A 17,737-nucleotide genomic window follows, 5' to 3' on the forward strand; every position below is an offset into this window, starting at 1 on the left:
ACTTGTCTTGCTAGCGGATTTTCAGGAAAGAGGCGATGGCAGAACCACCCAGACGGCCAAGGACGCTGAACGATGCCCGCACCGAGGCGGAGGCTGCGTTCAAGCAGGTGACAAAGAAGGTCGCCGAAGCTCCACCGAAGACGACGGCGCTCCCCGGCATCAAGCAGCTTGTGTCGCTGCGGATCGACCAGGAGGTCCTGGAATATTTTCAGGAGGGCGGTCCGGGCTGGCAGGACCGCATCAATGCTGCCTTACGCAAGGCCGCGGGTCGCTAAACGCCGCGGGCCGCTAAACGTGGCTTGAAAAATCAGGAGCGCGACAGCGAGATACTGGCGCCCCTGAACTGTCCCTCGGAGCTGATGACGACGTTCTGCCGGTTGCCATTCGTGGTCAATTTGAGTTTCGCCGTGAATGCGGGGGCGCTGACGTCGACGTTAAACTGGCCGTTGCCGGCCCGCCCTCCGAGAGTTCCGCCAACGTTGCGGCTGGTTTCGCTCCAGGTGCCGGACAGAACCCCGCCCTGAGCGAGCACATTGCTCTTGAGTTCAAATTTGTAACTGTCGCTGGCGCACAGAAGCGTCTGATTGAGGCCCTGAGCGTCGCCGCTCACCGCGTAGGTGGCCTTGCATCTGATTTTCTCGGTCGAGCCATCCTCAAGCTGTATTGTGCCGCGCCCGGTCCAAACGCCCGCCAAGCCTTCAAACGGACCGGCCCCCGCGTAACTCGCGGACACCGACAGCATCATAGCAGCGCCGACGGCGCACGCCGTCGATAATCCTCGTGACATGGTCGCCCCGAATCCCATTGCCCTCAACCCCGATATTTTACTGACGCGACGCTTCCCAGCGGCCGCTGCAAGGAATTCCCGCGGATGCGCCGTTCCACTTGCCGGATCCCGCATTGCCGCTGAGCTGGCCCTTGGCGTAAGCGCCGCGGATCGACACCCTCACGTGGCCCTGGTTGCCGACGCTGCCGGTGACGTCGGCGTCGGCCGCCGAAACCTTGCCGTCGGTAACCGTCATGGGATATTGCGCCACCGGGTCGCAGCTACCCGTCTTGGTGACGATTTTGACGTTCCAAAGCCCGTCATAGGGCGTCTGGGCGAGTGCCGGAGCAGCAAAACCCGCAGTCAGGACGCATGAAAAAAGAGCAGCTTGAATGCGAGTAACGCGCATGGACCAAATCCTCAATGTCGTGATTGCCGCCTTATCCCGGCAGAATGTGTTCAAAATTTGCGGCAACACGAAATCGCAAATTAGGCTCGCCGTAACGTTAATCCGCACGCCATTTTGGATTTTAATTCGATTCTGGCAAATCAACAATGAATTCAGTCTGTTACGATATCGCCGCCAATCTTGCCGGAAGGGTTCGGCGAGGTTCCCCAGTTATTGAATGCGGCGGTCGATTAGTTCACGCACCATCGCCATTTTGCGGTCCAGCGAGCGAAACTGCTCGGGAGAGAACGCCAGATCGAAATGGATGTCCCCGGCCAGAGAAATCCTCCAGGCCAGCGTACCGTCGGGAGACATCGAAACGGTCATCTGGGTGGTCCGAAGCTCCTGCATCGGAAGATCGGACAACTCAGGAAGGCTGGCGTGAAGCTCCTTGGCCTCGCCAAGTATGGCCGCGACCAGGGCCGCTAAGATGGAGGGGTCGATCTCGATCGCATAGTCGTTTCCGTCGTCGCCCGTGAACAGGATATCGACGGATTGTCGCTCGACGTTGGCACGACTGCCAGTAACGGTCACGAATCGTGCGGCTTTGCGAACCTTCATCAAAAATCCCCGTGGCGTTCTGACCGAAGAGCGGGTCGCGCTCTATCGCGTACGCCGCGCCTCAATATCCATACCGCAATTGCCCGATCGATAACGGGTCGAATCTCACAATAGCTCTGATGCGGGTATCCGCACTTTCTTCTGACCTGGTTGGTTCGTCTGTGTGCGGCTGACCTGTCCTCAGTCCGGTCGCTCGATGGCTCCAGGTCCGAGGGCGTCCATAAAACCCCGGAAGGGCGGGATGAGTCAGTGCTCTGCGTTGGATGGGACATGGCCACTGCGTTGGATAGAGCGGCGGCTATGCAAAACGCGCAGGGGTGCCCTGAAGCTGGCGGTAGAGGTAAATGGGGACGATGTATAGTAACGAATATACTCCCCTTGACGTAAGAAAAACGCCGGGAGGCCCGGCGGTTTGCGTCGCGGATCGTCTTCCGGACGGACTATCCTGTCCGGATGGTTGATGCGTGTGATGGGGAGGTCAGGAAAAAGAAAATGATGGCAGATGCAGATAGAGTTGAGTTTGGGAATCATCTTGCAAAACTCGTCGCCGACAACCATTGGACAGCGGCGGAATTCGCCCGCGAAGCATCGAAGCGGTTCCGCGGCCGCTCTGATTTCCGCCGCTGCGACATCTTGCTCTACATGCGTGGCGTCCAGTTTCCGGATCGTCCGCACCTAAAGGCGATTTGTGAAGCACTTGGGGTCGAAGAAAACGCACTTGGGACCGAAGTTCACGTAGGCTTAAAGCACTAGAGCCTTTTCGCTTCTGACGGAATCAGAAGCGGGCTCTATGATCTGATTTGACGCGTTTTCTTCATGCGAACCGGTATCCATCCTCGGGTCAAGCCCGAGGACGTGGTTCGCTCGAAAACGCTATAGCTTCAAGCACCAGCTCCGAAGAATAACCCCGCTCCGGCGGGGTTTTCTATTTCTTCCCCGGCTTGTGCCGAACAGGAAGAAGTCCTTGTTCGCGACGAGAAGCATCGCATGAAGCCATTCTCGATGTCATTGAGGTGGTTCGCCATTTTTATCATCCACCGGACTTGTCGGGATTCGCCCTGATCATGGCCGCCATGAAGGCGTTCGATGAAGCGGATCCCTAACACCCGGAGGGCGCGAACAGCGCTCGCGCGTCGAATCGCACACGTCAGAAAACCTTCGACGTCGGAATGCGTTTTATGGTGAGCGCGGTGGGACTCGAACCCACGACCCCATGATTAAAAGTCACGTGCTCTACCGCCTGAGCTACGCGCTCACATGTCGCGCTGTGTAGGGGGCCCATCCGCGCTGGTCAATAGCGCCGGATCGGCGCGGGAGACTGTACAACACAAATTAAGCCACCGGAATCCGAACCTTACAGACAGGCTTTCCAGCGACATACAAACCGTACGATGCCTGCAAACGGCACGTTGCCGGTCGGGATCAGGTTGTTTCGCGAATCTCGGGGCCGACGGGCGGCGACGCGCTGGTTGGCATCGGCGCCGGCCGCAGACCGATCAGTTCGGCGCTGCGGATGCGGGCGTTGCGCCAGAACGAAAACTCGTTGATGCGCGAGGTCTCGAGGATGGCGATGGCGACGGCCGACAGGAACGGCAGGCTCTCCAGCACCAGCACGCCCGCGAAGATGTAGATCTCGTGGACTTCCTTGTACTGATTGGACGCGATCAGCACGGCGGCTCCGACCAGCAGGAGAACGCCGATCACCGCCTCCCAGAACGCCTGAAACTCGATCGACATCCGCGACAGGCCGCCCTTCGAGGTGCGCGCGAAGGCAAGATGCTCGGTGATGAGTCCCTGCGCGACCGCCCGGGACACGGTCCACTGCACCGACATGGCGGCCACCATGGCGCCCAGCATCTGTGCGGTTTTGACCGGCACGCGCAGGCGGTACAGCGCCACGAAATGGATCAGCGACACCAGAAACGCGGCGATGATGGGCAAGGTCAGGATCTTGTCGGGGATGGCGATGTCGGCGAAGGCCACGATCGGCACCCAGATCAGGTTGAGGATGGCAACCACGACGCCGAGACTTTCGGCGCCGAGCCAGTTGAGCCAGCCCAGGGTGAATTCGCGCTTCTGGTCCTGCGACAGCCGGCTCGCGCCCGGCAGAAAGCGGCGCCAATGCTTCTTGACGATCTGGAAGCCGCCGTAAGCCCAGCGATGGCGCTGTTTCTTGAACGCCTCGTAGGTGTCGGGCAGCAGGCCGTAGCCATAGCGGGTGTTGGTGTAGTGCGTGACCCAGCCATGCTCGATCATCGCGAGGCCGAGGTCGGTATCCTCGCAAATGGTGTCGCCGGCCCAGCCTCCTGCCATATCCATCGCGGCGCGGCGGATCAGGCACATGGTGCCATGGACGATGATGGCGTTGGCTTCATTGCGCTGGACCATGCCGATGTCGAAGAAGCCGGCATACTCTCCGTTCATGATGTAGTGCATCAGCGTGCGGTCGCCGTCGCGGTGATCCTGCGGCGCCTGAACGAGACCGACGCGCGGATCGTTGAAGGCCGGCACCAGATCCCTGAGCCAGTCCGGCTGCACCACATAATCGGCATCGATGACGCCGATAATCTCGGCGTCGGCGGCCGTGCGCTCCATGGCGATCCGCAGTGCGCCGGCCTTGAAGCCCTCAACCTTCTCGGCGTTGATGAACTTGAAACGCTCGCCAAGCGCACGGCAGTGATCCTGGATCGGCTGCCAGAATGCCGGATCGGGGGTGTTGTTGATGATCACCACGCATTCGAAATTCGGATAGTCGAGGCGCGCGACCGCATCGAGCGTCTGCTTGAGCATCTCGGGCGGCTCGAAATACGCCGGCACGTGAATCGAGACTTTGGGCAACGGATTGTCGGCGGTCGCTTGCGCCGCTTCTGCCGCTGCCTCCCTTGTGATCAGCCGCTGCGGCCGCTGTCCGAATGCCACGGCCGCGATTTCCGCGATGCGCGCCATCGCGATCAGGATCAGCGGCACCAGCAGGATCATGCCGAGCATCATTGCGAACGCCGAACCGAAAACGAAGTAATGGCCGGTCCAGTAGGCGAAGACGGTTGCGACCCAGGCACCGACGCCGTTGGCGGCTGTCGAAAGCAGCAGGGCCTGCATCACCGTCGGACGGACGAGCCGCAGAATGGGCAAGGACAGCAGGACCCCGACCAGAAGCGCGATACCTGCGAGTTTCCAGTACGCTTGATCGACGACAGGGCCGGTCCAGGAAAATTTGGGCTCGCGATCCGCGTCGAGAATGCCCCAGTAGGGGCCGACGCCGCCCTCGAAGAACTTCCAGGGCTGGTCGATGGCTTCGACGATGTTGTATTCCATGCCGATCGACTGGGCCTTGGTGACAAAATTGCGAAGCGTGACCGCCTGCTGGAACGGGCCGGGATCGGCGTTCCTGAGATTGTATCCGGCGCTTGGCCAGCCGAACTCGGCGATCACGATCCGTTTGCCGGGAAAGGCATCGCGCAGCTTTTGATAGATGATGAGGGCCTGATCGACAGCCTGCTTGCTGGAAAAGCCCTCCCAATAGGGCAGGATGTGCGCAGCGATGAAATCGACCGACGACGCAAGCTCAGGGTGCTCAAGCCAGATGTTCCAGATTTCGCCTGTGGTCACAGGTACATTCACAGAACCTTTCACGCGCTGAATGAGCTTGATAAGATCGGCGACCTTTTGATCGCCGCGGTAGATCGTCTCGTTGCCGACGACGATGCCGTTGACGTTGCTGTTGTGTTTCGCGAGATCGATGGCAGCCAGCATCTCGCGCTCGTTGCGCTCGACATGCTTGTCGATCCACGCGCCGACCATGACCTTGAGGCCGAACTCATTGGCGATCGGCGGCACAAGTTCGACGCCACCGGTCGACGAATACAGACGGATCGCGCGGGTCAGGGGTACCAGCGCTTTCATGTCGGACCGGATTTTATCGGCGGTGGGGATATTGTCGACGTCCGGATGCGCCGACCCTTCGAACGGTGCGTAGGATACGCTGGTCAGAACACCCTTGAAGTCGGGAGCCTGCTGTCTTTCCTGAAGAACTCCCCAGAGAGCAGCGTGTGCAGCGGTCACAAACAGCAGAACGGCGACGACAGCGCGCATCGCGACTAAACCATAAGGGGCGAGTCCAACACAAACGCGGACCCGTCCCCTAGGTCCGACTGACACATCAGCAGAGATAATTCCACCATGTGGTTTAACAACTCGTATGACGCCATGGCGTTTTGAGGGCGACCTGCCGCTTCAACCATGACAATCAGGAAAGGTTTCGTCGCGGCGGCTGCGGCAGCTATTTTTTTGGCGGGGAGGGAGCAGGCGCTGGCTGTGCCGGAGGCGGAGCCGCGGGGGCCGGCGCGGCGTTTGCTGCCGGCGGAGAAGCCGCAGCGGCGGCAGGCTCACCCGGCTGCGCGTCCGGATTGATCCAACAGGTGTGAACGCGGCCGCTCAGCGCATCGGGGGCCTTGGGGTCGATAGGTCCGAACCGGACCAGGCAGCGGAAAGCTGCCTGAACGTGGCCGCCCGGGCAGCCGAAGCGATCGTAGAGATCGAGATGACGAAAGGCCGTGTCCAGGTCATCGCGCCACATCAGAACAACCACGCGACGGCCGAGCCAGACGCATTCCGGATTTCCTGCCGGGCCGTTGATGACGCGTGCGGCTTCGACGAATTCGTCGGTTTTGCGCTGGCTGTCCTTGGCGGCATCGGCCGCATTTGTTGAGTTGGTCGCGGCTGGCTTGTTCTGATCCTGGGCGCGAAGATCGCCGCTTTGCGCGATCGCGCCGCCGATGCCGAACAGCAAGGCGAAGCCGGGAATGGCAAGGCCACGCAAAAACGCTTTCTCGAATCCGAACGGCACTCGATGCATGAAAGTCCCCCGACTTTGCTGGCCGCAACCGCTTGGCCGCAACTGCAACCTTCATTCAGGTATCAGATGCCGGTCAAATTGGTCCCCAATGCGGCGGAGACGCCCCGGTGGTCCGGTTCTAACATTCGCAAGAAGGCTCGCTAAAACGGGACGCGTGGCCAAGTGGGTCGCGAATGTCAAATTCACTCCACTAGGTTCCCATGACGGAGATTCTGGATTTTGTCCAGCAAGTCCGACCACCGCTCTTGGCAGAAGCGCCTCGACCCGCTAATCGACGACACTCTCGCGGAGGACGAAGCCGATTTCCTTTCGTACGCCACTGGCGCTTCTCGTCATTTCGCTAGGCCTGATCGCGGCGGCGTGGTGGTGGCTTGGCGCGCCGATCCGGCTTGCGCGCGCGCCGATCGATCCGGCGGCGAAACTGGAGTGCGTGTCCTATGCTCCGTTCCGGGGTCAACAGACTCCGCTGGTCGCGACGACCGAAATACCGCCTGAACAGATCGCCGAGGATCTTGCCCAATTGGCCAAGATCTCGAAATGCGTCCGGACCTACTCGATCGAGAACGGCCTCGATCGGGTGCCGGCTCTGGCAGCGAAGGTCGGTCTCAAGGTCATCCAGGGCATCTGGCTCGGCAACAATCGCCTGAAAAACCTCGCTCAGATCAATATCGCGGTGGGTCTTGCGAAGGAACACCCCGACACCATCATCGCGCTTGTTGTCGGCAATGAGGTTCTGCTGCGCGGGGAAATGACCGCCGCCGATCTCGTCGCCAACATCCGGCTGGTGAAGTCGCAAGTGACGGTGCCCGTCACCTATGCGGATGTCTGGGAATACTGGCTGCGCAACCGCGAGGTCTATGACGCGGTCGATTTCGTCACCATCCACATCCTGCCTTACTGGGAGGATTTGCCGATCCGCGCGCGCAACGCCGCCGCGCATGTCGACGCCATCCGCAAGCGGGTCGCCGCGGCCTTTCCCGCCAAGGAAATCCTTATCGGCGAAACCGGATGGCCGAGCGCCGGACGCATGCGAGAAGGCGCGCTGCCCTCGCGCACCAATCAGGCGCGCGTGGTGTCCGAAATTCTCGACATGGCGAAGCGTGAGAAATTTCGCGTCAACCTGATCGAGGCCTACGACCAGCCCTGGAAGCGCCAGCTCGAGGGCACGGTCGGCGGCAATTGGGGCTTGATCGACGCCACCCGGCGCAAGCTGAAATACCCGGCCGGCGAGCCCATAAGCAATTTTCCGCTCTGGAAAACCCAGATGGGCGCCGGGATGGCATTGTGCATCCTCGTCTTTGCGGTCGCCATGCTGACGTTGCGGCGGAGGCCGTGGACGCCACGGCCGATGTCCTGGATCGCGGTTGCGGTTTCGGCGACGTCGGCGGGAATCCTGCTGGGCGTGGCCGCGGACAAGCTGTGTTACGAGAGTTACGGACTGGGCAACTCGTTGCGCTGGGGCCTGCTGCTGGCGGCCGGGATCGTCTCTCCGTTGTTGGGCGCGAACGCCCTGATGTCCGGACGCGCGCTGCCGACGTTCGTCGAATTGATGGGACCGCGCCCCGGCCGCACCAGCTCGGTGCTGACGGCGCTGCTGGGACTCACGTTGCTCGTGACGACCTTGATCGCGGCCGAGACCGCGCTGGGCTTCGTCTTCGATCCCCGCTACCGCGATTTTCCCTTCGCCGCGCTGACGATGGCGGTGGTGCCGTGCTGGGCGCTGGCGTGGCTCACCCGTCCGCTCGCCGGCCGCCGCCCGATCGCGGAACAGGTTTTCGCCGGTCTGCTGGTGATCGCGGCCGTTTATGTCGGGTTCAACGAAGGTCCGAAAAACTGGCAGTCGCTCTGGACCTGCGTGGTGTACGCCATGCTCGGCGTCACGCTGTGGCGGGCGCGGGCCGCGCAAACCCCGTGACAAGCAGGCCGATCGCAAGACCGGAAAGGCCGACATTGTAGAGTACGATTCCGAAGCCGGCGGCGATCAGGCCCGCGGTCAACAATACGATCGACGGCCGGATCACGTGCAGCACGGCGATGACCAGCGCGGCGATGCCGAAGACGTGGTTGCGAAACAGGTAGGTCGCGACGCTGCGCCCCGTGCACAGCATGGTTTGCAGGCCGGCGTCACATGCCAGCGCGACCGTGGACAGCTCGACCGCGAGATAGCGCAGATAAAGTGCGTAACCGACACTCAGGAAACCAACGATCAGCAGCCATTGCACCTGGTAAGGCGTCAGCCGGAACGGATCTTTTTTCATAAGGCCAATATGATCCGGATCGATCGGCCCGACAACCCGGAAACCTGGTCCCGGCCGTCGGGTGTTTCAATGTGAAAAGAACGAACCGAACGGCGACGGCTTTGGTGGTGGGGGCGGTGGCGGTGGTGGCGCCGGTTCTTCGGTACGCGCTGATGATCTCGGGTTGTGCCGATGCCGTGATGACGTGTGCGCCGGTCTCGGCTTTTTTGTCGTGGCGGCGGCACCGCTCTCTTTGCCGTCTTCGTTCATGGCGAGGTGCTGGCCATCGAACACGGCAGTTTCGCAGGCGCGGCCGTTTTCGGACAGGACGGCGCAAATCTTTGCCGCGGCTGCCGCGTCGGCCAGCGGCCCGGCGACGAGGCGCATTTGCACGCCGCCCCCTTTGCTGCGTCCCTTCAGCACGATGATCGGGTGCAGCGAAGTCAATTCTTTTGCCTCCGATTTCAGAACGCTCCGCCACAGCGCCCGCAAACCCTTGATCGAACTGGCGCTGCCGAGATCGACGCCGAAATCGGTGTGCGCCACCGGAATATGGGCAGGGAGTGGGGGGGCCTGTCGGGCATCGGCGATCGCGGGAATGGATGCGGTGACGATTTGCGCAGCCTTGCTCCCGGCATCCTTGCTTTTATGAAGCTCCCTGTTTTTTCTCGGCTCGGACTTTGCGGGCGTAATGGCCGCTGTTTCGTCTGGCCCGCCGGTCCTTGTCGCGGGCGAATCCTGCGCGGCGGTCGCAGGTTGCGATGCGGCTTTTGGTGTGACCGGCGTCGCGGCCGCTGCGGGTGAGTTCGTCTCAGGCAGGGCCGGTGTGGACGACGAATTTGCGGATGGAGAGGTCTTGGAGGGTGTGTTCGCGGATAAAGACTTCGCAGGCGAGGGGGCAGCGGGTGACAGCTTTGCTGCCGCCGTTTCGGCCGCTGCGGATGCGAGTGGCGGCGTCAGGCCCGCAGGGGCCGGTAGCGCTTTATCCGGCTGAGGGAGGAGCGGTGCTGCTGCCGGCGGCGAGCCCAAGGCGACCTCGTTGTGAGAGGACGGCCTCCGAGGACCGGGTTGCGCCGCATTTTGGCTTATGGAGCCGGTGACGGAATCCAGTCCCTGCTCGAGCACGGTGACACGGGCAAACAGCCGGTCGCGATCGCGGTTCAATGTGTCGATGGCGGAGGAAAGGCGCCTTGTTTCGTTTTCGTTTGCTTTCGCGATCGATTGAATCTGCTGCGATTGCCTTGCCAGGTCGGCTGTTTGTTCGTGTCGGAGTCCGGCCCCGGAGTTGTGCGCCAGAAGTGCGACAATGACGGCTCCGACGGAGCCGGCACCCCATGATCCGAGGCGCCACAGGGTACGGCGGTCGAACGCGCCCTCGTCGGCCAGAAAGCCGCTCGGCCTGCCGCCGCTTTTATCAGCCGGTGCGCTCCCGGCCAGATCGTTCTGATTCTTCGCCACAATAATGACGCCGGACCCCTGCACTCCGAATCATGGCCGAATGCTAACAGGAAATCCGCCCGATCTCAGAGCACCGGGCGGTTTCCCCTTCGGGCAAAAACGCTTAATGACGGCGACGGCGTAATGACGCGCCGGAGAATGAGGACCCTGGATGACCGGCCGGAGCTGTCTGACCATTGTGCTTGCCGCTGGCGAGGGGACGCGGATGCGCTCATCGTTGCCGAAAGTGCTGCATCCGGTGGCGGGGCAGACGCTGCTGGCGCATGTGTTGACGGCCGCGCCAAGCGGCCCGGGAACGTCGCTGGCGGCCGTTGTGGGCCCGGGCCATGAGGCGGTGGCCGATGAAGCGAGGCACGTGCGGCCGGACGTTATGACGTTCGTCCAGCACGAGCGTCTCGGGACCGCGCACGCCGTGCTCGCGGCGCGCGAGGCCATCGCCCGCGGCGCCGACGATCTGGTGATCGCGTTCGGCGACACGCCGCTGATCTCGGCCGATACGCTCGCGCGGATGCGGGCGCCGTTACAGGCTGGCGCGTCGCTCGTCGTCCTCGGCTTCCATGCCGCCGATCCCACCGGGTACGGCCGGCTGATCGTGGACAATGGCCGGCTGACGGCGATCCGCGAGCAGGCGGACGCAAGCGCTGACGAACGTAGCATCACGCTCTGCAATGCCGGCGTCATGGCGTTCGACGGCAAGACGGCGCTGCAAATCATTGAAAAAATCGGCAACGCCAACAGCAAGGGCGAATACTATCTCACCGACGCCGTCAGTATCGTCCGGGAGTCCGGTCTGACGGCAGCGGTGATCGAAACCAGCGAGGATGAGGTGCGCGGCATCAACACCAAGGCTCAACTGGCCGAGGCCGAACAGGTCATGCAGGCGCGGCTGCGCAAGGAGGCGCTCGATGCCGGCGTGACGATGGTGGCCCCCGACACGGTTTTCCTCGCCGCCGACACCTCGTTCGGCAAGGACGTGACCATCGAGCCATACGTGGTGATCGGACCCGGCGTGACCATCGCTGACGGCGCCGTGATCCACTCGTTCTCCCACCTCGTGCAGGCGTCGATCGGCAGGAATGCGTCGGTTGGTCCCTACGCGCGGTTACGACCGGGAACGTCGCTGGGCGAGGGCGCGCGGGTCGGAAACTTCGTCGAGACCAAGGCCGCCGTTCTCGAAGCCGGGGCCAAGGTCAATCACCTGACCTATGTCGGCGATGCCCATATCGGCGCCAATGCCAACATCGGGGCGGGCACCATCACCTGCAACTACGATGGCTTCGGCAAGTATCGCACCGAGATCGGCGAGGGCGCTTTCGTCGGCTCCAATTCGTCGCTGGTCGCGCCGGTGAAGATCGGCGCCGGCGCCTATGTGGGATCGGGTTCGGTCGTCACGCGAAACGTGCCGGACGACGCGCTTGCGGTCGGGCGCGGCCAGCAGACCGTGCGCGAGGGTTGGGCCAGACGCTTCCGCGAAATGAAGCTGCTCGCCAAAAAGCCGAAGACCGGTTGAGGGGGCGACCGATCCGTCCCGAGAACCGAAGACTCATTCTTCCTCGAATTCGGAAAACATCGCCCGCGTCAGGCGCCAGCCGCGCGGCTTTGCCCGCTGCGGCTTCTCGTCGGATTTATGCCGGATAATCTTTGGCTTCGCGGCGGTGCTGCGGAACGGCGGCGGCCAGTTCGCGAGGCGCGACGGCTTTTGTTCGAGCGATCGCGTCGGCGTCGCGGAAAAGCGGTGCACCCCGGTGCCTTTAGGATCGCGCGTGTTGCTCACGTTCCATGACCTCCTGTCATGGAAGCTTTCGGCATAAACGTTGCGCGTTCGTTAAAGTGATGCTGCAAAGTCGAACGGTGGATGGCAGGGCATCCAATGGATGCGTCCCGCCGATTGACGAGTCGTACGATCCGCTCGGCACCGGATACGGCCATAGCTGCTTCGATAGCTCTAACTGCCGTTGTCTCTGCCCAAGAGCCAAAAGCCGTTAAGATTGTCAAAGTCGCGCAATCGTTCAACGATACCGCGCTTTACGAAGTGAAGAACGACGGCACTGTGTTAATCGATCGGGACGAAGTCGAAGCGCTCGCAGCGAGCAAGCAAAACGCCGTGCTCTTGCCTCAGGCTCAAGTCATGCGGGCAATCGGTCTGGCAATCCGTGACGGCAACTGGAAAGCCATGGATTACGCGCACGACTCAAGCACTGGGCACATTGTCAGCGAACTGAAATCAGGGCCGGCCGGAACGACGGCCGGAGAATCAGCCGATGAAAATCGCCATCAACACGACAATGGTAGCCACGGTCGCTGTAGCGATCATCCCTATCTTGACGAAAGTTTTAAACTGCTGCTCGTGCGCCGGATAATCCATTCCGTCCGCCGTCGTGAATATCATTTCGCTATGATCTGACATGTCAAGCCTCCCATGGTAGGGTTGATCTTGCCTTGAAAGATTAGCGCAATCTCCATTGCTGTCGATCCTTCGGCGCGTCACGATCATGTGACGCGTTTGGGTAATGCAATAAAGCGGCCTCGATCCCTGACCAGTCTCAAATCACCTGACGACGGACAGTTGGCCGGGATCAGTGTGGAGAGTTGTGGCCGTTTGTCCTAAACAACACCGCCGGCCGGCATCTGGGGGTGCCGGTTGGCTATTCCAAAAGTGGGGAGGGGAAGCGGGGAAGCCTACTTTCACGCTTCAAGAAAAGTGCGATTACTTCAATATGTTATTGCAATAATTTGGCTCCCCGGGCTGGATTCGAACCAGCGACCATTCGATTAACAGTCGAATGCTCTACCGCTGAGCTACCAGGGAACAGGCGAAAATATCTTCGCGGTGCCAGCCTATAACAAAGCCTCGGACGCTTGCAAAGCGGCAAATGGGCACTCCCTCGACAGGGACGGGCGGTCGGATCGGATTTCGCCCGCAGGATGATCCAGCACTTTCTGCAACCGACGGAAAATACTGCGACAAATGCGACGGCGGGTGATGCCTGTTCCAGCAAACGCTTGCATCGACGATGGGGGTGCCCTAGTCCTCCCGGAATCTATTGCACGGGTGAGGGATTATCTCCGATGTCTGACTTTTCGACCGCTCGCGGAAAAATGGTTGATGGTCAGGTGCGCCCCAGCGACGTCACCGATCTTAGAATCATCGACGCCATGCTGGCGCTGCCGCGTGAGGTTTTCGTTCCCGAAGATCGCCGGGCGCTGGCTTACCTGGATCTCGATCTGGACGTCAGCGAAAAGGGCGCGCCGAAGCGGTATCTGATCAAGCCCATGGTCGTCGCAAAGATGATGCAGGCTGCCGACATCAAGAGCACCGACAACGTCCTCGTGGTGGGCTGCGCAACCGGATACTCTGCGGCGCTGGCGGCGAAACTCGCGGATCGGGTGACGGCGACCGAAAGCGACCCGGCCCTGGCGGCGAAAGCGGCCGGCATTCTTGCGACGCTCGGCCTCGGCCATGTGACCGTCGTCACCGCCGCGGCGTCCAAAGGAGCGCCCGTCAATGCGCCCTATGACGTTATTATTCTGGAGGGCGCGACCGAGGTCGTTCCGGACCTGCTCAACCGGCAGCTCGGCGCCGAAGGGCGTCTGGTCGGCGTGTTCGCCATGAGCCGCGCGCAACGGGCGGTCATCGTCACGCATTCGCATTCCGATTTCGGACACAGAGATCTCTTCGATGCGTCGGTCCCGGTCTTGCCCGGGCTGGAGCGGCCGGCAGCTTTTATTTTTTAACGAGTCGGTTAGGAATCCGCTCCTGTTTCGGCGCTCTTCCTAACCAATCTAAAGTCAGAGGTTACCGGGTCCTTTTGATACCCGCTGGGGCCGAAATCCTTGTTTTCGTCGCCCCCCGAGCCTACCTTCCGTACAGCTTCGGCCGGACGCCGGCCGCCGATTTGGAGGATTGCAGGATGGGTTCACTGAGCATCTGGCACTGGATCGTGGTGATCGCGGTGATCCTGCTGCTGTTTGGCCGCGGCAAGATTTCCGACCTGATGGGCGACGTCGCGCAGGGCATCAAGGCCTTCAAGAAGGGCATGCAGGACGATGAGAAGACTGCGGAAAAACCCGAACCCGTGAAGACGATCGATCACAACGCGCCGGCTCCCGGCGCGAGCCGGTCCGACGTCGGCAGCAAGACGACGGTCTGACGCGGCACGGCCGCGAAGTCGCGAATCCGCAGAAATGAAGCGAGAGCGGGAGACGGCAGGGCTGTCGAAGCGCGTTGATCACGGCGGCGGCTTGCGGCAAACGCTGGAGTCCGGCTTTGATTCAAAAGCTGGCCCGGGTGCGTCGCGGAACCGGCGTAAACCTCGCGTGAGCGGAAAGTTTCATGTTCGACATCGGGTGGAGTGAACTGGTCGTCATCGCGGTCGTCGCGCTGATCGCCATCGGCCCGAAAGAGTTGCCGGGCGTGCTGCGCATGGTCGGGCAGTGGATGGGCAAGGCGCGCAGGATGGCCGCCGAATTCCAGGGCCAGTTCAACGAGGCGATGCGCGAGGCCGACATGGCCGAGCTGAAGAAATCCTTCGACGAGGTGCGCGACGCCACCAGTGGCCTGACCAGTGGCAACCTGATGACCAAGCTGACCGACTCGCTCGGCGAGCCGCCAAAGCTTGAGGATCTCGACAAGCCCGCAGCCAACAGGCCCGCAGCCGATATGTCTGCCGCGTCTGCCAACGACGTTCCGGCAAGCGGATCGATCGCACCGGAGGCCGCGATCCCCAAGACCGGGACGGAGGCGGACGCCAAGGCCCTCGCATCCGAGCCGCTGGCGATCACGCCCGAATTCCAGCACGCCACGCCCGAGCCGGCTCCGGCTACGCACGAGACGCCGCACGAGGCAGTCAAGGACGCCAAAGCGTCATGAGCTCCGAAGACATCGAGGCCAGCGAGGCCCCCCTGATGGATCACCTGATCGAACTGCGCTCGCGGCTGATCAAGGCGCTGGTCGGCTTCGGTATCGCATTTATCTTGTGCTTCTTCTTCGCCAAGCAGATCTACAACGTGCTGGTATGGCCGTTCGTCTGGGTCGCGGGGCCGGAGAACTCGAAGTTCATCTACACCGCGCTGCTCGAATATTTCATCACCCAACTGAAGCTCGCGCTGTTCGGCGCCGGCTTCATCTCGTTTCCGATCGTGGCGACGCAAATCTACAAGTTCGTGGCGCCCGGCCTCTACAAGCACGAGCGCAACGCGTTCCTGCCGTACCTGATCGCGACCCCGGCGTTCTTCGTGTTTGGCGCGCTGGTGGTCTATTTCGTGGTGCTGCCGATGATCGTACGGTTCTCGCTCGGCATGCAGCAGCTCTCCGGTCCTGAAACCGCGCAAATCCAGTTGCTCCCCAAAGTCGGCGAATATCTGTCGCTGACGATGTCGCTGATCTTCGCCTTCGGCATCGCCTTCCAGTTGCCGGTGATCCTGACGCTGCTCGGCCGGATCGGCGTCGTCACCTCGAAAATGCTGCGCGAAAAGCGCCGCTATTTCATCGTCGTCGCCTTCATCATCGCCGCGGTGCTGACGCCGCCCGACGTGCTCAGCCAGGCGTCGCTGGCGCTGCCGCTGCTCCTGCTTTACGAAGGCTCGATCGTCGCTGTATCCATCGTCGAGAAGAGCGCCGCCAAGGCCACCGCTGCAAAGGCCACCGCCGCCAAGGGCGCGCAGCCGCCACCGCCCGACGGCACGCCACCACCGGCGGAAAACCCGGCGGAGTAGGGCCGTATCGGGTCGGTTTTAATTGCTAATATCGCCGCGATTCCCGCCGTCATCGTCCGCGATAGCGGACGATCCAGTATTCAGGACCGCCAGACGGTTTCCAATCGCACCCATTCGGGGTACTGGATGCCCGCTTTCGCGGGCATGACAGCGCCCTGTGAATTTCGCCTTGGGACTTCACCTCCATGCACGACATCAAAGCGATCCGCGACAACCCCGCAGCCTTCGATGCCGCGCTGAAGCGGCGGGGGCTTGCGCCGCTGTCGTCGTCACTGCTCGCAATCGACGAGAAACGCCGCGCTGCGATTCTGGCGTCGGAGCAGGCGCAGGCGCGCCGCAACGCGGCTTCGAAGGAAATCGGCGAGGCCAAGAAGGCGAAGGACGAGGCGCGCGCCGCGAAGCTGATGGCGGAAGTCGCCGAACTCAAGACCTCCATGCCCGAGATGGACGCGGCGGCGAAAGCGGCCGACGAGAAGCTGAGAAAGGCGCTTGCCGAAATTCCGAACCTGCCGCTCGACGAGGTGCCCGATGGTACTGATGAGCACGGCAACATCCAGCATCATGTGTTCGGCAAGAAACGCGACTATGCGTTTACGCCGAAGCCGCATGAGGATCTCGGCGGCGCGCTCGGCGACATGGATTTCGAGGCGGCGGCAAAATTGTCCGGCGCGCGCTTCGTGGTGCTGAAGCGGGGACTGGCGCGGCTCGAACGCGCCATCGGACAATTCTTCCTCGACGTCCACACTGGCGAGCACGGTTATACCGAGGTCAATCCACCGCTTCTGGTGCGTGATGACGCCATGTTCGGCACAGCCCAGTTGCCGAAGTTTGCAGAGGATCAGTTTGATTTCATTAAAGACAGGACGATCTCCGAGCAACTTGAGCAAACAGTTGTCGAAATAGATCAGAGGAAGGTTAGGCCTGGTCATTTCGACATGGAGCAAAAGGTTACCCCGCTGTCGGCTCCAACACGCAAAGACAGACTTTGGCTCATCCCCACCGCCGAAGTCCCGCTCACCAACCTCGTTCGCGAATCCATCCTCGATGAAAAAGAACTGCCGCTGCGCTTCACCGCGCTGACGCCGTGTTTTCGCGCCGAAGCGGGCGCCGCCGGGCGCGACACCCGCGGCATGATCCGCCAGCACCAATTCACCAAGGTCGAACTGGTCTCGATCACGACGCCGGAAACATCCAAGGACGAACACGAGCGGATGCTCTCCTGCGCCGAGGAAGTGCTGCGCCGGCTCGACCTGCATTACCGCGTGATGACGCTGTGCACCGGCGACATGGGCTTTGCCTCGCAAAAGACCTATGACATCGAGGTGTGGATGCCGGGACAGGGTGAGGGCGGTGCCTACCGAGAGATTTCGTCCTGCTCGGTGTGCGGCGATTTCCAGGCGCGGCGCATGGACGCGCGCTCGCGTGGCCCCGACGGCAAGCCACGCTTCGTTCATACGCTGAATGGCTCCGGCACCGCGGTCGGCCGCGCCCTGATCGCCGTGATGGAGACCTATCAGCAGGCCGATGGCTCCATCGCCGTGCCCGACGTGCTTTTGCCCTACATGGGCGGCCTCAAGGTGATTGCGAAAGGCTTGTAGCGCGCAGGACCTCCGGCCTCGGATTCGGCGGGTTTGCCAGGCTCGGCCGAGCCGGATAAGAGGTGTCCGAACGGCGCTAGGATCACTAGCAGCGGCCGA

18 protein-coding genes and 2 tRNA genes are annotated in these 17,737 nt (G+C 61.9%); 9 read left to right on the plus strand and 11 right to left on the minus strand.

Annotated features, from left to right (window positions below; translation table 11 throughout):
* Positions 1-35 precede the first annotated feature (35 nt).
* Complete coding sequence (locus NHAM_RS09065; protein WP_011510270.1) at positions 36-275, plus strand: BrnA antitoxin family protein; 240 nt, start codon at positions 36-38, stop codon at positions 273-275.
* A 32-nt stretch (positions 276-307) separates the two neighbouring features.
* Here the strand turns inward: NHAM_RS09065 and NHAM_RS09070 are convergent, their stop codons facing one another.
* From NHAM_RS09070 to NHAM_RS09080, 3 genes are all read right to left on the minus strand, one after another.
* Positions 308-805, minus strand: a complete 498-nt coding sequence (locus NHAM_RS09070) for a hypothetical protein (RefSeq protein ID WP_041357877.1) — start codon at positions 803-805, stop codon at positions 308-310.
* 19 nt (positions 806-824) lie between these two features.
* Positions 825-1,175, minus strand: a complete 351-nt coding sequence (locus NHAM_RS09075) for a hypothetical protein (RefSeq protein WP_011510272.1) — start codon at positions 1,173-1,175, stop codon at positions 825-827.
* Between the two features lie 210 nt (positions 1,176-1,385).
* A complete protein-coding gene (locus NHAM_RS09080; protein ID WP_011510273.1) occupies positions 1,386-1,775 on the minus strand; it encodes a hypothetical protein in 390 nt (129 codons plus the stop codon).
* A 492-nt stretch (positions 1,776-2,267) separates the two neighbouring features.
* Here NHAM_RS09080 and NHAM_RS09085 point away from each other — a divergent pair, with 492 nt between their 5' ends.
* Entirely contained in the window at positions 2,268-2,528 is a 261-nt protein-coding gene (locus tag NHAM_RS09085) for a hypothetical protein (protein WP_157043571.1), read from the plus strand.
* A 426-nt stretch (positions 2,529-2,954) separates the two neighbouring features.
* Here the strand turns inward: NHAM_RS09085 and NHAM_RS09090 are convergent.
* From NHAM_RS09090 to NHAM_RS09100, 3 genes are all read right to left on the minus strand, one after another.
* A tRNA-Lys gene (locus NHAM_RS09090) sits at positions 2,955-3,030 on the minus strand.
* A gap of 167 nt (positions 3,031-3,197) precedes the next feature.
* Positions 3,198-5,867 carry a glycosyltransferase gene (locus NHAM_RS09095; RefSeq protein WP_011510275.1) on the minus strand — a complete coding sequence of 890 codons (2,670 nt, stop codon included), beginning with the start codon at positions 5,865-5,867 and terminating at the stop codon, positions 3,198-3,200.
* A gap of 187 nt (positions 5,868-6,054) precedes the next feature.
* Entirely contained in the window at positions 6,055-6,630 is a 576-nt protein-coding gene (locus NHAM_RS09100) for a hypothetical protein (RefSeq protein ID WP_011510276.1), read from the minus strand.
* Positions 6,631-6,949: 319 nt separating this feature from the next.
* Here NHAM_RS09100 and NHAM_RS09105 point away from each other — a divergent pair, with 319 nt between their 5' ends.
* A complete protein-coding gene (locus NHAM_RS09105; RefSeq protein WP_081434972.1) occupies positions 6,950-8,545 on the plus strand; it encodes a beta-(1-6) glucans synthase in 1,596 nt (531 codons plus the stop codon).
* On the opposite strand, the gene NHAM_RS09110 is transcribed toward NHAM_RS09105, so the two are convergent.
* On the minus strand, positions 8,508-8,888 hold the full coding sequence (locus NHAM_RS09110; protein ID WP_011510278.1) for a hypothetical protein: 381 nt from the start codon (positions 8,886-8,888) through the stop codon (positions 8,508-8,510). The genes NHAM_RS09105 and NHAM_RS09110 overlap by 38 nt on opposite strands.
* Before the next feature lie 66 nt (positions 8,889-8,954).
* Positions 8,955-10,325, minus strand: coding sequence for a hypothetical protein (locus tag NHAM_RS09115; protein ID WP_041358896.1), 1,371 nt, complete (start codon positions 10,323-10,325; stop codon positions 8,955-8,957).
* Between the two features lie 151 nt (positions 10,326-10,476).
* On the opposite strand from NHAM_RS09115, the gene glmU reads away from it, so the two are divergent.
* Positions 10,477-11,835 carry a bifunctional UDP-N-acetylglucosamine diphosphorylase/glucosamine-1-phosphate N-acetyltransferase GlmU gene (glmU, locus tag NHAM_RS09120; protein WP_011510280.1) on the plus strand — a complete coding sequence of 453 codons (1,359 nt, stop codon included), beginning with the start codon at positions 10,477-10,479 and terminating at the stop codon, positions 11,833-11,835.
* A 33-nt stretch (positions 11,836-11,868) separates the two neighbouring features.
* Here the strand turns inward: glmU and NHAM_RS09125 are convergent, their stop codons facing one another.
* The 3 genes from NHAM_RS09125 to NHAM_RS09135 all read right to left on the minus strand — a co-directional run bounded on the left by NHAM_RS09125 (position 11,869) and on the right by NHAM_RS09135 (position 13,134).
* Complete coding sequence (locus NHAM_RS09125; protein WP_011510281.1) at positions 11,869-12,099, minus strand: hypothetical protein; 231 nt, start codon at positions 12,097-12,099, stop codon at positions 11,869-11,871.
* 480 nt (positions 12,100-12,579) lie between these two features.
* The gene (locus tag NHAM_RS29040) at positions 12,580-12,819 is read right to left on the minus strand and encodes an aa3-type cytochrome c oxidase subunit IV (protein ID WP_011510282.1); all 240 of its coding nucleotides are present in this window, start codon (positions 12,817-12,819) and stop codon (positions 12,580-12,582) included.
* 240 nt (positions 12,820-13,059) lie between these two features.
* Positions 13,060-13,134, minus strand: a tRNA-Asn gene (locus NHAM_RS09135).
* 260 nt (positions 13,135-13,394) lie between these two features.
* On the opposite strand from NHAM_RS09135, the gene NHAM_RS09140 reads away from it, so the two are divergent.
* The 5 genes from NHAM_RS09140 to serS all read left to right on the plus strand — a co-directional run bounded on the left by NHAM_RS09140 (position 13,395) and on the right by serS (position 17,638).
* Positions 13,395-14,060, plus strand: a complete 666-nt coding sequence (locus NHAM_RS09140) for a protein-L-isoaspartate O-methyltransferase family protein (protein WP_011510283.1) — start codon at positions 13,395-13,397, stop codon at positions 14,058-14,060.
* A 176-nt stretch (positions 14,061-14,236) separates the two neighbouring features.
* Positions 14,237-14,476 carry a twin-arginine translocase TatA/TatE family subunit gene (locus NHAM_RS09145; protein WP_011510284.1) on the plus strand — a complete coding sequence of 80 codons (240 nt, stop codon included), beginning with the start codon at positions 14,237-14,239 and terminating at the stop codon, positions 14,474-14,476.
* 182 nt (positions 14,477-14,658) lie between these two features.
* Positions 14,659-15,195 carry a Sec-independent protein translocase protein TatB gene (tatB, locus tag NHAM_RS09150; RefSeq protein WP_011510285.1) on the plus strand — a complete coding sequence of 179 codons (537 nt, stop codon included), beginning with the start codon at positions 14,659-14,661 and terminating at the stop codon, positions 15,193-15,195.
* Positions 15,192-16,040 carry a twin-arginine translocase subunit TatC gene (tatC, locus tag NHAM_RS09155; protein WP_011510286.1) on the plus strand — a complete coding sequence of 283 codons (849 nt, stop codon included), beginning with the start codon at positions 15,192-15,194 and terminating at the stop codon, positions 16,038-16,040. The genes tatB and tatC overlap by 4 nt, the downstream gene beginning before the upstream one ends.
* 185 nt (positions 16,041-16,225) lie before the next feature.
* Positions 16,226-17,638: a serine--tRNA ligase gene (serS, locus tag NHAM_RS09160; protein WP_011510287.1), complete on the plus strand. Its 1,413-nt coding sequence runs from the start codon at positions 16,226-16,228 to the stop codon at positions 17,636-17,638.
* Positions 17,639-17,737: the final 99 nt, after the last annotated feature.

Source organism: Nitrobacter hamburgensis X14 (assembly GCF_000013885.1).
Taxonomy (GTDB): Bacteria; Pseudomonadota; Alphaproteobacteria; order Rhizobiales; family Xanthobacteraceae; genus Nitrobacter; species Nitrobacter hamburgensis.